We start from the raw sequence: 12929 nt of genomic DNA on the forward strand, positions 1-12929 counted from the left end.
CCTTTCTAATTTGGCAGTAAGTTTCGACCGGCGACCGCCTCAGAGCCAAACTACTAGTGGACTTGATTCGCGTCTGTCCCATGCACAGGTGACGAACAGAAGTTTGAGATCAGCAAAATACGGTCCGTTCCGAGAATTCTGCATCATCATCATCATGCCGCCGCCACTGCTTTTCCAGCGTAACCAACTAGATGCAGCCGACGAATCAAACCTAGGTAGCCATCCCCTCAGAGAGGGGCGTGTCATGCTTCGGATCGGCGCGGCCGAACACGTGATCGGGGCGCGGCGGCGAGAAAGGTAGAAAGCATCATCACATCCCTGTCCGCTTCCTAGTGATGGGCCGGGCCGGAAGGGCGTTTATGCGAATACAGCTGGTCCTGCCTGTTGCGAAGCCCTGCTACGGCTCTGAGCTTCTAAACGGCGATCTGTCACGCTGCGGCCGACCGAACGCGGATTTGTCGGATCCGACTTCGAGGGCGATGCCAGCCACTCAGCGGCAGACGACGGCTTGACCTGAAGTATGCGCAGAACACCCGGACAGTTCGCTCTTCCACATGTTCGCGGAGCGCTCCCGGGGCGGCCCGATCGGCCGAAGTGACAGCCATCTTGAGCGAAGACCGCCACGCCCGTCCATCGCGCCGACGCGACGCCAATGATGCTTCATGGCTATGCAGTCGAGTTACCATTTGAGTGAGGCTGCGGTATCTCGCCGCTCGCGTAAGGTCGACTCGCGCGCGATGGCGAGGGCGATCAAGGCAAACAATGCCATCGCGGCGGCGACGACGACCAATGCGGGGCGAAGACCGCCGACCGACGCGGCCAGCGGCGCAACGAGCAGTGGGCTCAAGAACTGACCGAAATACAGACCGAAGTATACCTGGCCGGTTGCCTTGCCCATGTGCCAGGGTTTTGCGGCGGCCATCGTCCAGGCCATGACATTGGGAACCAGCATCCCAGCACCAAGTCCATGTACTGCGAGGACGACGAAACTCTCGGCATAGCTGGTGATGCGCGACAGCCACCAAATCCCCACTGCCAGCAGCGCAAAGACCAAGACGTTGATCGATTGCGTATTGAACCGCCTCCGTAAGACGGGCCACAGCAACGTTCCCGCGGTAGCCGAAAGAATTCCGAAAGCGGCCCCCATTCCGATGGCTTGTGTCGACGTTATACCCAGATCTGCGAGCAGAAACGGGTACTGGACCGGCGGTAAGTAGACGGCGATCATGCCAACCAGCATGACTGTAATCTGGGGAAGCAGCGCGGACTTTGGCGGCCGTGTAGCTGCGAACCCCAGCGTATCGGTGCGCGGCGCGTATTGTGGGGGGGGCAGTCGCAGTTGGAAGGGAATCAGGAGCAGCGCGAGACCATAGAGCGCGAACGGCAGCCGCCAGTTCATTTCGCCGAGAGCACCACTGATAAAAAAGAGAACTGTGCCGGCAACGCCGATAAAGCGCATTTGCAGATTAAGATAACGTTCGCGCTCCTGTCCTCTGAAGTGAGTACCGATGATGGACGTGCAGCACGTCATCACGATGGCTTCAGCGGCACCGAAAATGAACCGAGAGACGACGATTTCAGTTATGCCATCGAGCCAGAGCGGAGCGACGCCGGAGGCGGCGTATAGCGCTGTGCCCCACACCAAAAATTTGCGGCTTCCCCAACGGTCGATGACTGTGCCGATGAAGGGTGAAGCGATCGCCGTGACGAATGCAGGCGCCATCAGCGCCAACGCCACCAACAATTCGACGTGTTTGACCGAGGCGTAGGCCGCCTGGAACTTGACCAGGATAGGGACCACCAGGATGGATGCCAAGATGGTCATGCAGCTGCCGAACAGCAGAACTATGCCGACGCCGTTCACGCGTTCAATTGTCTTCATGTCGCCCCTCACCCTCACTGCACTTCTTGACTTGACATCGATCCCGCCGATGCTCGCGCGCTGTGGGAACAAGCCGGACCGCAGATATGTTTCCAGGCAGCCGGACCTGCCGCGCGAGCGAAGGTGTCGACCTGCGGCGAACGCCTCTCTTCTGGAAGGTCGACCTTTGCGACAAGGGACAAATCGCCTGTATCGTAGACTTCGCGGCCGTTGAGCATCGTCTTCAGCACTCGGATTTTGGGAAGCGCATCGTTGTCACAGGTCAGCGGGTTGCGATCGACGACCGCAATGTCGGCCTTATAGCCTGCGCGCAATGCGCCGATCCCGCTCCAATTCATCAGCGTCGCGCCCGAGCTGGTCCAGGCTTTCAGAGCCTGGAGCCGCGACACCGCCATGCCAGGCTGAAGGTTCCGATGGCCTGAACCTGCAAACTCGTGCGTCTCAGCGAAAGCGATATGCTCGAAAGGCCTTGCCGGCCCCCAATCACTGCCGAGCGTTACGTTCGCTCCGGAGTCCATCATCCGACCCAGTGGGATGAGGTCGCTCAAGCAGTCTCTTCCAATTCGCTCAGCGAAGAGGTCGCCCTTCCCCCAAGTGAAACTCATGCTTGTCGACAGATGGAAGCCAAGCTCCGCATAGCGCCGAATCGTCTCCGGCCTGATGAGGATGTTGTGCTGCATGATCCACCCTTTGGATGGAATGTCGTAAGAACTCAAGAAGGGCTGGAGCGATTCCAGAAACTCGCGATGGTCCTGGTATGCTCCTTGAACCATGTTCAGCCGTAGATCGTTCTTCAGGCAGAACTCGATCGCCTCGTGCTCGATGTTCTGAGGCACGAAAGTGTGTCCCCGCGTTGCACGACCGTAGGGATCTCGAATCGTTTGGTCCGCGCGAAGAAACCCTGGCCAGCACGGACCTCCGCGCGAAAGCGTAAGACCGTTGATGCGAAAGAGATCGTCCTCCACAGACCTCGAGCGAAGCGCTAAAGCAAAGTTGGAGCGACAGTCCTCTTCCGACAACCCCAGCCCATAATCGAAGCCGTACTGCGCTGCTTCAAGCGAGCTCATGACGCGCAGCGTGCTTTCACCGGCTTCGCGCATAAGCCGATATGCGTCGATGTGCTCCGGGGCCATGACGTGCCCCTCATAGGCTGCTGTCACACCACGGCTGTTGGCAATAAGCTGTCCCAGCCGCGCACCACGGTTCCAGTCATCGGCAGTCGGAATGGGAAGGTTGACCGCCAGGGATAGCCAGAAGGGATCAGGATTGTAGTAGTTGGTGACGCTGCCGCGAAAAATGCCGCTGGGCTCGCCATCTGGCTCTTTTTCGATCCAGACATCGCTCACGCGGGACGGTAGTGAAGCGGTTATCCCTAAACGGCGCATCGCCACGGTATTCATGGCACAGACATTGGGAATGCGCGGACCCCACGCGGCAATCATGACCGGATGGTTCGGCGCGATCGCGTCGAGCAGCGTACGGTTCGGCAGGCAACCCTCGGCGAGGTTGCGCCAGCTCCTCCTGGTGAAGTAATGAGGCTCGCCGACCGGGGTGGTAATAATCCATTCGCCTGCTGGCACTGTCCGTGCACGTTCTCGGATACGTTGGGCAATGTCGTCATGATTCTTGGCGTCGAGAATATCGACACACATGCCAAGGACGGCTGCAAAGTGAATGAAATGAGGATGTGTGTCGATAATACCGGGCATGGCGGTCGAGCCGCGCAAGTCCAAACGCCCCGCCCCTTTGCCCGCGACTGTGAGCATCGAGCCCAAATCTCCGGTCGCGAGAATGGTGTCACCATCGATCACCATGGCTTCGGCCATGGGCGATGCCGCATCTAGCGTAAGGATTTCACCTCCATGAATTACGGTTCGCATCGGCCTCTCTCAAGGTTCAAGGTTAAGTGACCACTGGTCACTTTCTAAGAGTTGCCGTTTTGACAGTGGCTGTCAAGTATCGCAGAAACGGTTTTCACAGCGGGACCGACGATGAAAATCCGAAAGAAGACGCCGGACGCCCACCACCACGGTAATTTGCGCGAGGCCGTGTTAGCAGCCGCGATGTCGCTCCTGCGGCAACGGCAGACTCCGTCGTTCAATCTCCGCGAGATCGCGAAGATGACGGGCGTGGGGCACTCGGCCGTGTACCGGCATTTCGCCAGCAAGGACGCCCTGCTCGCCGATATCGCGGCCCGCGGTTTTGCCGAACTCGCCCAAATTCAGGGTCGGGAAATGGACCTAGCCGGCGATGACCCTTGGGAACGGCTCATTGCGGCGGGGCTTGTCTATGTGAATTTCGCCCGAACCAACAGGGCGGCTTACATTGTCATGTTCGACCCCACTATGCGGGAGCGTTGGACCGAGCTCGAGAATGTCAGAACGGCATTGGACACATCATTCGGCCAGTTCGCCAAGACAATCGTAGCCTGTCAAACAGCCGGCCTGTTGCCGGCGGCGCCTCTCGAAATCATGACCAGCATACTTTGGTCTGCAGGGCACGGCCTCGCACAACTACTCGGATCTGGTCATCTCGACTGGCTTCAGTCTTCCGCAATAGGCGAAGACCAGTTTGTATCGATAGCTATCCATGTATTTTGCGAGGCCTTGCGCGCTCCGGCTTCAAGACCGTGGCTGGAACTACGACCTGGTCTAGCCGCCGCGACCCGGAGCCCGAGATCCAAGAATTCCTCCTGACCAAGCTCGCCTCACCAAGAGACCCAAAGTGGTCTATAGCAGAGCGCGCCGCGCGACAGCCTGCAGGCGTCCGCAAGGTCGGCGATCGAGGCGCTCATATAGCGAAGGAGGTCGCCCCCCCAAGCGCCTGCTGAACTCTCTTCTCCCATGCTCGCCTGATTACCTGCATCAAATAGCGCGACTGTGTGTGGGAGAGCGGCCACCGCCGTCCACCACGAGAACAGCGCCCGTGACAAAGGAAGCCTCGTCCGACGCCAAGAACAGACAGCAGGCAGCAATCTCGGCAGGCGCGGCCATACGCCCCAGCGCGATCCGCCGTTCGACAGACCGGAATTCGGCATCGGCCGTCGTGTCATTCTGCTCCGCCAGCAATTGCATCTCGTAGGCGCTCATTGGCGTCCGCACCCAGCCCGGCGCTACCGCATTGGCGCGGATGGAATCGGCGCCATGCGCGTAAGCCAGCGAGCGCGTATAGGCGACCACAGCCGCCTTGCTCGCCGCGTAACTCGTGCTGTCTGGACTCGCATTGAAGGCTGCGACGGACGCGATGTTGATGATCGCCCCTCCCTGCTGCTTCAAAAGCGGCAAGGCGGCGCGACACACCCGCATAGTTCCGGTCAGGTTGACCTCGAGCGTCTTCGCCCAGACATCATCTAATACGTCCAGCGGCTGGTCCGGAATAATGAGACCCGCGGCATTGACCACGATGTCGAGCCGTTGGCCGCAGCTTTCGATGGCCCGCACGATATCGGCGCTCTCGGTAACGTCGCCCGGGACCGGCTCTCCACCCGCCTCGGCAGCGGCCGCGTCAAGTTCGGCATCACCGAGGCCGAACAACACGACGCGTGCACCGTTCTGCGCAAACATCAGCGCGGTCGCGCGACCGCGACCGACGCCGGTCGCCGCTCCTGTGATCAATGCGGTTTTTCCCGCGAGCCGCGCCGTCATCCAAGGCCCCATTGCCGCTCCACCGCAAAACCGGTCTCGGGCAGCGTGCTGCCGCCATCGACGACGATGGTCTGCCCGGTCATGTATCCCGCTTCGACGGAAGCCAGATAGAGCATCGCGTAACCGATATCGTCGGCACTCCCCATCCGACCGACCGGGACGAAACGCTCGAGTTTCGCTCGCGTCTCCGGCGCACTCATCGTGCCGCGGCCGGGCTTGGCAATGAACCCTGCCTCGACGCCGTTGACGGTGATGCCATCGCGCGCCAGTTCGAACGCCGCGCCGCGGATGAAGGCGTTGACGCCGGCTTTCGCCGCCGAGTAATGCGCGCCACCACCCATCGCAACACGCGCGGACACCGAGGACGTCACGAGAATGCGCCCAAAGCGATTGGCGCGCATGTGCGAGATCGCGGCCTGCGCCAGCCAGAAACTGGCATTGAGGTTCAGCGCCAGCGCTTCCTCCAGCTTGGCTTCGTTCAGTTCCTCCAGCGACGACCACGGACAGCCGCCAGCATTGTGAACGACGATGTCGAGACGGCCATATCGTCCCGCGACGCGGTCGACCATGGCGTGCAGGCTGGCACGGTCAAGGGCATCGAACGGCACGCAATGCACCGTCAATCCATTGATCGCTAGCTCCGCGGCGAGGGCTTCCGCAACTTCCCGCGTGCGGTTGGCGATCACGACGGTGGCGCCGGCCTCCGCCAGGCGCGTGACAATGGCCGCGCCAATGCCTCTGCCTCCGCCGGTCACGATGGCGATCCTGCCTGAGAGGTCGAAGGGACGCGGCATGGTCAGATCACTCCGGAGTTGCGCAGGAGATCGATGAAACGGACGAAGACCGCGGTGTGCCGTGCAATGTCCGCATCCGACGTCGCTGGACACATCAGCAGCATGGTGTGGAACGGCGTGACCAAAATGCCCTCGTTCATGTAGAACGCGTGCAGCAGCGTCTCGAGGCCGGCTTGCCGGCCGGCGATAACATCGGCGCCGCTGCGCGGCTGCTGCGCCATGAACATGATTTCCGCACGCGCGCCGATCTGGGTGACATGCCAGGGCAAACGATTAGCCTCGATCAAGCCACGGATCTCGTCGGCAAGCCGGGTCGCGGTCGCGATCATGCGGCCATAGTTCTCGTCGGTCAGCACCTTTTCCAGCACCGCGCGCATGGTTGCGATCGTTAGTGCGTTGCCGGCGAGCGTTCCGCCAAAACCGAGATGGGCGGATTGGCGCTCGCGCGGATTGACATGGGGCACTATGGCCCAGAGACGTTCGGAGATCTCCTGGTTCAGCCCGAACACGCCGGCCGGAATGCCGCCCGCGATCGCCTTGCCTGCGACGAAGATGTCGGGCTGCAAGGCATGGATTCCGGTGTAGCCGCGAGGGCCGCAGGACAGGGTGTGGGTCTCGTCGATCACGAGCACCGTGCCGCTCCGCCGCGTCAGCTCGCGCAGTGCAAGATGAAACCCCGGATCGACTGGGATCATGCCGAAATTGGTCATCAGTGGCTCGGCCAGAACGCAGGCGACGTCGCCATGCGCAAGCGCCGCCTCGAGCGCTGTGACATCGTTAAACTCCACCACGCGCGTGACGGCGTCGTGATCGATTCCGTTGGGATGAATCATATTCCGCAAGCCGACGCGGCCATCGCGGATTTCGACATGCGCCTCCTCGACGCCGCCGTGATAGCAACCCGAGAACACCAGCACCTTGGGACGGCTGGTGATCATCCGCGCGATCCGGATCGCCGCACGATTGGCATCTGTCGCCGAGGTTGTCAGCGTCCAATGCCGCTGCCCAAACCGACGCGACAGCTCGGCACCGACCCACAGGCTGTCCTCGGTCGGCATCATCATCGTCGCGCCGCGCTTGAACTGACGCAGTGCCGCGTCGGTCACCGCTTCAGGCGCGTGGCCGCACATGCCGCCGGAGTCGCCGAGACAGAGGTCGATGTAGTCATGGCCGTCGATGTCACGAATATGTGCGCCCCTGGCCTCATCGACATAAACGGGGAAACCGCCGGCCCAACGGCGCATCCAGTGCGAAGGGCCGCCGTAAAGGAAGTGCCGCTTGCCTTCCTGCCAGGCGTCCGCGGAGCGCGGATGCATCTTGCGGAAGCGTTCCTGCTCTGCATCGATCAGGCGATCGATGACTCCGGCACGCTCTTCGGTAGTGATGTTCATAGTGCGATCCAGGCTGTCTTGAGGTCGGTATAGGCATCGAGCGCGTGCAGCGACTTGTCGCGCCCGAAGCCGGATTGTTTGAAGCCGCCCAGCGGCACTGTGATATCTGCCCCGCCATAGGTGTTCACGTGCACGACCCCGGCATGAATGGCGCGAATCATGCGGTGCGCGCGCGAGAGGTTGCCGGTCCACACGGCCGACGCGAGCCCGTAGGGGGACTCGTTTGCAAGTGCCACGGCATTCTCCTCGGATTCGAATTGTGCCACGGCGAGAACCGGGCCGAACACCTCCTCGCGCCAGAGATTCATCCGGGGCGCGACATCGGCCAAGATCGCCGGCGACATGAAGTGACCGCCGCTATCCACCAGGATCTGCTCGCCACCGGTCAGTCGCCGGGCGCCCTGCTCCTGCGCCAGCGCAACGGCATCGAGATTGCGGCGCAATTGCGAGGCGCTGGAGATTGCGCCGATGTCCGAGCTCAGATCGAGGGGATCGCCGACCCTAAGGCGCGCGGTCGCGCTCAGCAGCTCATCCATGAACCGGTCATAGATCGATGATTGCACCAGCAGCCGCGATCCGGCGACACAAACCTGGCCTGAATTCCGGAAGATGCCATTCGCCGACACTTTTGCCGCGTGACTGATATCGGGCGCATCGGCGAAGACGATGTTCGGGGACTTGCCACCCAGCTCAAGATGGACGCGCTTCAGGTTGGAGCGTGCCGAGGACTCCAGCAGCCGTCGCCCGACCGCACCCGAGCCGGTGAACGCCAGCGCATCGACATCCATATGCAACGCCAGCGCCTCCCCGGCCGAGGCGCCACGGCCGGTAACGACGTTAAGTATGCCGTCGGGCAAACCGGCCTCGCTGGCGAGCCGCGCCAGATACAGCAAACTGAGCGAGGCGATCTCCGGCGGCTTTACCACGACCGAATTGCCGGCCGCCAGCGCCGGCGCGATCTTCCAGGCGCCGATCATCAGCGGAAAATTCCAGGGCACGATCACGCCGACGACACCGAGCGGCTCGCGATGCACGAGGCCGAGCACCTCGCGGCCGGTCGGCGCGATCTCGCCGTAGAGCTTGTCGATCGCCTCGGCGTAGTAGCGGAAGGTGCCGGCAGCGGACAGCGGCTCCGCCTTGTAGGCCATGCCGATCTCGGTGCCGTTGTCGCGGACGCCGAGCACCGCGATCTCGAGCGCATGTTGCTCGATCAACTCCGCAAGGCGCAGCAGCACTTTCTTCCGATGCGTCGGCGCCGACCGCGACCAGCCGCCATGGCTGAACGCCTGCCGCGCAAGCTTCACGGCCAGATCGATATCGCGGGTGTCACCGTCGGCAATGGTGGTCAGGCGCCGGCCATCGATCGGCGACAGCACGTCGAGCCGCGCGTCACCGAGCGCATCCGTCGGCCGGCCACCGAGGAAGAGCTGCTGGGGCGGAATGACCGCCGACCTCAATTGATTGATCTGGACTTGCTGCATGTCGGGTGAATTGGCCACTGGCATGAGCAGCGTCAGGTGCGCCGCTCGCATGGTCTAATCCTCTCCGAAATGACGGCCGAGCGGCAATCAACCGATGGGTGGATGTCGTCCCGCAGCCGCCGCCCATAGCGTGCGGCTAAGCCTTGATGACCGGCCTTCTGATGCAGGCCCGTCGTTCCATTCTTCCCTCAGCCATCGGTGAGTGCTGCCAGATCATGCCCGAAACCATGAAACCGCGAATCCTCCTGATCGGCACCGGCGACACCAAGGCCGACGAGCTACTCTTCATGCGCGACCGCATCACGCGGGCCGGCGGAGAGACCGTGATGATGGACATCAGCGTGCTCGGCGATCCGCCCTACCGCCCGCAGCACGACAAGCATGCCGTCGCCGCGGCCACGCAGACGACCATCGCCGCGATCCTCGCCAGCGGTGACGAGAACTCCGCGATGTCAGCGATGGCACGCGGTGCCGCCACCCTTGCCCGGGAGCTCACTGAGGCCGACGCGATCGATGCGGTCATCGCCATCGGCGGCACTATGGGGACCGATCTCGCGCTCGACGTAGCACTGGCGTTGCCGCTCGGCATGCCGAAGCTCGTGGTCTCGACGGTCGCATTCTCGCACTTGATCCCGCCGGAGCGGATCGCAGCCGACCTGATGATGATCCTGTGGTCCGGCGGCCTCTATGGCCTCAACAGCACCTGCACATCGGTGCTGGCGCAGGCCTGCGGCGCCATCGTCGGCGCAGCGCGCAGCGCGATCCGGCCGAAGAAGGACCGGCCGGTCGTCGCCATCACCTCGCTCGGCAAGAGCTGTCTCAATTACATGGTGGAGTTGAAGCCGCAACTTGAACGGCGCGGCTATGAGGTCGTGATCTTCCATACCACGGGCATGGGTGGCCGCGCCATGGAATCGATCGCCGCGCAAGGCGGCTTTGCCGCGGTGCTGGATTTGAGCCTGCAGGAACTCGCCAACCAGCTCACCGGCTCGGTGGTGAATTCCGGCGCTGATAGGTTGGAGAATGCGGGCAAGGCCGGCATCCCGCAGATCGTCGCGCCCGGCGCCATCGACATGGTGGACTTTCCGGCCTGGCTGCCGACGCCGAAGGAATTGGCCGATCGTCCGTTCCACGCCCACAACCGCCTGCTCGCCTCGGCGACGTCGGGTCCGGACGACCGCCGCCGGATCGCACGCGCGATTGCCGAAAAGCTCGCGCAAGCCAAGGCGCCAGTGGCGTTCGTGCTGCCGGCCGGCGGTATCCAGCAATGGGACCGCGAGGGTGAGTCCCTGCACGATCCCGAAGGGCTGACGGCGTTCGTCTCCGAGATGCGCTCCGCCATCGCTCCCCCTGTAGAACTCCACGAGTTGAAGGAGCATATCAACCACCCCGCCTTCGCCGAGCGCGTGCTGCAGATCTTCGATCGATGGGTGGCGGCCGGCATCGTGCCGGCCGGCCAGGCCACGGCCGCCGCGTGAAACCGCCGCTCGCCCGCGCGCTGGTGCTGGATTTCGGCGGGGTCATCTCAAAGACCCTGTTCGAGACCCATGATTTGACCGAGCAGGCACTGGGCCTACCGCCCTGCACGCTGAAATGGCTCGGGCCCTTTGCGCCTGACACTGATCCTCTCTGGGCCTCCATGCAGCGCGGAGATATTTCCGAGCGCGACTACTGGCTGACGCGCAGCCGCGAGGTCGGGCACATGCTCGGCGAGGACTGGCAGGCCATGGAGACGTTCGTGCAGCGCGCTCGCGGCGCCGATCCCGCAACGGTCATTCGTCCCGAGGCGGACCGTGCCATCCGCATGGTCGATGACGCCGGCTTCAAGCTCGCCATCCTCTCGAACGAGCTCGATCTGTTCTATGGCGCGACCTTCCGCCACCAACTGCCGATCCTGCAGCGTTTCGTGGCAATCGTCGATGCGACCCATACCGGTATCCTGAAGCCCGATCCGCGAGCCTACAAGGACGTGCTCGACAGGCTTGGGCTCGCCGCGGAGGATTGCGTCTTCGTCGACGACCAACGCCGCAACATCGCAGGCGCCGCCGCCTGCAGCATGCGAACCGTGTTGTTCGACGTCAGGAATCCCCGCGCATCATACGGCGAAGCCTTGCGGCATTTTGGACTGTCCTTCGACTGAGCCGAGAGAGACCATGCGCGACAAGAATTTCCTGATCGAGAACAATGCCAAGCCGATCTGGCATCCAATGGCGCATCCCGCCGAGATGCGCGCGCAGCCGCCCCGCATCATCATGAAGGGCGACGGCGTGCATGTCACCGATATCGACGGTCGCAGGGTGATCGACGCCGTCGGTGGCCTCTGGAACGTCAATCTCGGCTACAGCTGCGATCCGATCAAGCAGGCGATCGCGGATCAGCTCGATGCCCTGCCCTATTATTCCGGCTTTCGCGGCACCTCGACCGGTCCGTCGATCGAGCTCGCCTACGAGCTGACCGAGTGGTTCAAACCGGAAGGCATGGTCCGCGCCTTCCTGACGTCAGGAGGATCGGATTCGGTAGAGACCGCGTTACGGCTGGCGCGGCAGTACTGGAAGATCAAGGGGCAAAGCGACCGCACCAAATTCCTGGCGCTGAAGAAGGGCTATCACGGCACCCATTTCGGCGGCGCCTCGGTCAATGGCAATGCCAATTTCCGCCGCAACTATGAGCCGCTGTTACCCGGCGTGTTCCACGTCCCCGCGCCCTGGACTTACCGCAATCCCTTCAATGAAACCGATCCGGCAAAGCTCGCGCAGCTTTGCGCCGCGGACATGGAGGATGAAATCGCCTTCCAGGGTGCCGACACAATCGCTGCTTTCATCATGGAGCCGGTGCTCGGCGCCGGCGGCGTCATCGTGCCGCCCGATAGCTTCATGACGCTCGTGCGCGAGATCTGCGACCGTCACGGCATCCTGATGATCGCGGACGAGGTCGTCACCGGATTTGGCCGGACCGGCGCCTGGTCGGGCTCGCGGCTGTGGGGCGTGAAGCCAGATATGATGACGATCGCCAAGGCCATCACCTCGGGCTATTTCCCGCTCGGCGCGACCTTGATCGGCGACAAGGTGGCTGAAGCGTTCGAGGCCGACACCACCAGCTTCGGCTCGATCGGGCACGGCTACACTTATTCGGGCCATCCGGTCGGCTGTGCGGCGGGCATTGCGGCGCTGGCCGAAACGAAGCGCCTCAGACTCGACGAGAATGCCGCCGCGCGAGGCAAGGAGTTGGCCACCGCCCTCGAAGGGCTGAAATCGAAGCATGTGCTGGTCGGGGACATCCGCTGCAAGGGATTGATGGCCGCGATCGAGCTGGTCGCCGACCGCGACAGCAAGAAGCTGATCGACAAGAAGCTGATCGCCAGGATCGCCGACGCCACCTACGAGTCCGGGGTGATGATCCGCGTCTCCGGGAACAATATCATCCTGTCGCCGCCCCTGATCCTCTCGGCGGTCGACGTGGTGACAATCGTCCAAGGCATCGACGCCGGCCTATCAGTGGCCACCTGAGGCGACGCAGGCGATGGCCCGCTCGAACAGCTGGCCGTTCGTCCCGTCCTTGTCGAGGCAATCGGCAAGCGAAGCCGGCGCCATGGTCTTGTCGGTGCAGAAGATCCGCGCTGCGCAGCAGGTCGACGGCAGCAACAATCTCGCGTGCGGTCATGCCGTACATCGGATGGGACGCCGATGCCGGTTGAGAAGCCCTGGTCTCCGCATGCAACGCCGGCATGATGACGATCG

Annotated in this window: 11 protein-coding genes; 4 read left to right on the forward strand and 7 right to left on the reverse strand. The window is 62.7% G+C overall.

Going from position 1 to position 12929, the window contains the following annotated elements:
• Nucleotides 1–679 precede the first annotated feature (679 nt).
• The gene (locus ABIC09_RS22885; protein WP_354037481.1) at nucleotides 680–1882 is read right to left on the reverse strand and encodes an MFS transporter; all 1203 of its coding nucleotides are present in this window, start codon (nucleotides 1880–1882) and stop codon (nucleotides 680–682) included.
• Between the two features lie 14 nt (nucleotides 1883–1896).
• The gene (locus ABIC09_RS22890) at nucleotides 1897–3708 is read right to left on the reverse strand and encodes an amidohydrolase (protein ID WP_354110629.1); all 1812 of its coding nucleotides are present in this window, start codon (nucleotides 3706–3708) and stop codon (nucleotides 1897–1899) included.
• 165 nt (nucleotides 3709–3873) lie between these two features.
• On the opposite strand from ABIC09_RS22890, the gene ABIC09_RS22895 reads away from it, so the two are divergent.
• The gene (locus ABIC09_RS22895) at nucleotides 3874–4578 is read left to right on the forward strand and encodes a TetR/AcrR family transcriptional regulator (RefSeq protein WP_354110630.1); all 705 of its coding nucleotides are present in this window, start codon (nucleotides 3874–3876) and stop codon (nucleotides 4576–4578) included.
• A 168-nt stretch (nucleotides 4579–4746) separates the two neighbouring features.
• Here ABIC09_RS22895 and ABIC09_RS22900 read toward each other — a convergent pair whose 3' ends face one another.
• Genes ABIC09_RS22900 through ABIC09_RS22915 form a run of 4 tightly spaced genes read right to left on the reverse strand, consistent with a single transcriptional unit; the run spans nucleotide 4747 to nucleotide 9192 of the window.
• Nucleotides 4747–5526: an SDR family NAD(P)-dependent oxidoreductase gene (locus ABIC09_RS22900; protein WP_354110631.1), complete on the reverse strand. Its 780-nt coding sequence runs from the start codon at nucleotides 5524–5526 to the stop codon at nucleotides 4747–4749.
• Nucleotides 5523–6320, reverse strand: coding sequence for an SDR family oxidoreductase (locus ABIC09_RS22905; protein WP_354110632.1), 798 nt, complete (start codon nucleotides 6318–6320; stop codon nucleotides 5523–5525). Before ABIC09_RS22905 ends, ABIC09_RS22900 begins: the two co-directional genes overlap by 4 nt.
• Nucleotides 6321–6322: 2 nt before the next feature.
• The gene (locus tag ABIC09_RS22910; RefSeq protein WP_354110633.1) at nucleotides 6323–7711 is read right to left on the reverse strand and encodes a transaminase; all 1389 of its coding nucleotides are present in this window, start codon (nucleotides 7709–7711) and stop codon (nucleotides 6323–6325) included.
• Nucleotides 7708–9192, reverse strand: a complete 1485-nt coding sequence (locus ABIC09_RS22915; protein WP_354110707.1) for an aldehyde dehydrogenase — start codon at nucleotides 9190–9192, stop codon at nucleotides 7708–7710. The genes ABIC09_RS22910 and ABIC09_RS22915 overlap by 4 nt, the downstream gene beginning before the upstream one ends.
• A gap of 215 nt (nucleotides 9193–9407) precedes the next feature.
• On the opposite strand from ABIC09_RS22915, the gene ABIC09_RS22920 reads away from it, so the two are divergent.
• Genes ABIC09_RS22920 through ABIC09_RS22930 form a run of 3 tightly spaced genes read left to right on the forward strand, consistent with a single transcriptional unit; the run spans nucleotide 9408 to nucleotide 12698 of the window.
• Nucleotides 9408–10670, forward strand: a complete 1263-nt coding sequence (locus ABIC09_RS22920; protein ID WP_354110634.1) for a Tm-1-like ATP-binding domain-containing protein — start codon at nucleotides 9408–9410, stop codon at nucleotides 10668–10670.
• On the forward strand, nucleotides 10619–11332 hold the full coding sequence (locus tag ABIC09_RS22925; RefSeq protein WP_354110635.1) for an HAD-IA family hydrolase: 714 nt from the start codon (nucleotides 10619–10621) through the stop codon (nucleotides 11330–11332). The genes ABIC09_RS22920 and ABIC09_RS22925 overlap by 52 nt, the downstream gene beginning before the upstream one ends.
• A 13-nt stretch (nucleotides 11333–11345) precedes the next feature.
• The gene (locus ABIC09_RS22930; RefSeq protein WP_354110636.1) at nucleotides 11346–12698 is read left to right on the forward strand and encodes an aspartate aminotransferase family protein; all 1353 of its coding nucleotides are present in this window, start codon (nucleotides 11346–11348) and stop codon (nucleotides 12696–12698) included.
• Here ABIC09_RS22930 and ABIC09_RS22935 read toward each other — a convergent pair.
• The gene (locus ABIC09_RS22935) at nucleotides 12684–12833 is read right to left on the reverse strand and encodes a hypothetical protein (RefSeq protein ID WP_354110637.1); all 150 of its coding nucleotides are present in this window, start codon (nucleotides 12831–12833) and stop codon (nucleotides 12684–12686) included. The genes ABIC09_RS22930 and ABIC09_RS22935 overlap by 15 nt on opposite strands.
• Between the last annotated feature and the right edge of the window lie 96 nt (nucleotides 12834–12929).

This window comes from Bradyrhizobium sp. S3.12.5 (assembly GCF_040548225.1).
Lineage (GTDB): Bacteria > Pseudomonadota > Alphaproteobacteria > Rhizobiales > Xanthobacteraceae > Bradyrhizobium > Bradyrhizobium cytisi.

Coding starts and splice junctions, on each gene's coding strand:
- ABIC09_RS22910 (WP_354110633.1), bottom strand. CDS start 7,711: ATGAACATCACTACCGAAGAGCGTGCCGGAGTCATCGATCGCCTGATC.
- ABIC09_RS22920 (WP_354110634.1), top strand. CDS start 9,408: ATGCCCGAAACCATGAAACCGCGAATCCTCCTGATCGGCACCGGCGAC.
- ABIC09_RS22895 (WP_354110630.1), top strand. CDS start 3,874: ATGAAAATCCGAAAGAAGACGCCGGACGCCCACCACCACGGTAATTTG.
- ABIC09_RS22890 (WP_354110629.1), bottom strand. CDS start 3,708: ATGGCCGAAGCCATGGTGATCGATGGTGACACCATTCTCGCGACCGGA.
- ABIC09_RS22925 (WP_354110635.1), top strand. CDS start 10,619: ATGGGTGGCGGCCGGCATCGTGCCGGCCGGCCAGGCCACGGCCGCCGC.
- ABIC09_RS22900 (WP_354110631.1), bottom strand. CDS start 5,526: ATGACGGCGCGGCTCGCGGGAAAAACCGCATTGATCACAGGAGCGGCG.
- ABIC09_RS22905 (WP_354110632.1), bottom strand. CDS start 6,320: ATGCCGCGTCCCTTCGACCTCTCAGGCAGGATCGCCATCGTGACCGGC.
- ABIC09_RS22915 (WP_354110707.1), bottom strand. CDS start 9,192: ATGCAGCAAGTCCAGATCAATCAATTGAGGTCGGCGGTCATTCCGCCC.
- ABIC09_RS22930 (WP_354110636.1), top strand. CDS start 11,346: ATGCGCGACAAGAATTTCCTGATCGAGAACAATGCCAAGCCGATCTGG.
- ABIC09_RS22885 (WP_354037481.1), bottom strand. CDS start 1,882: ATGAAGACAATTGAACGCGTGAACGGCGTCGGCATAGTTCTGCTGTTC.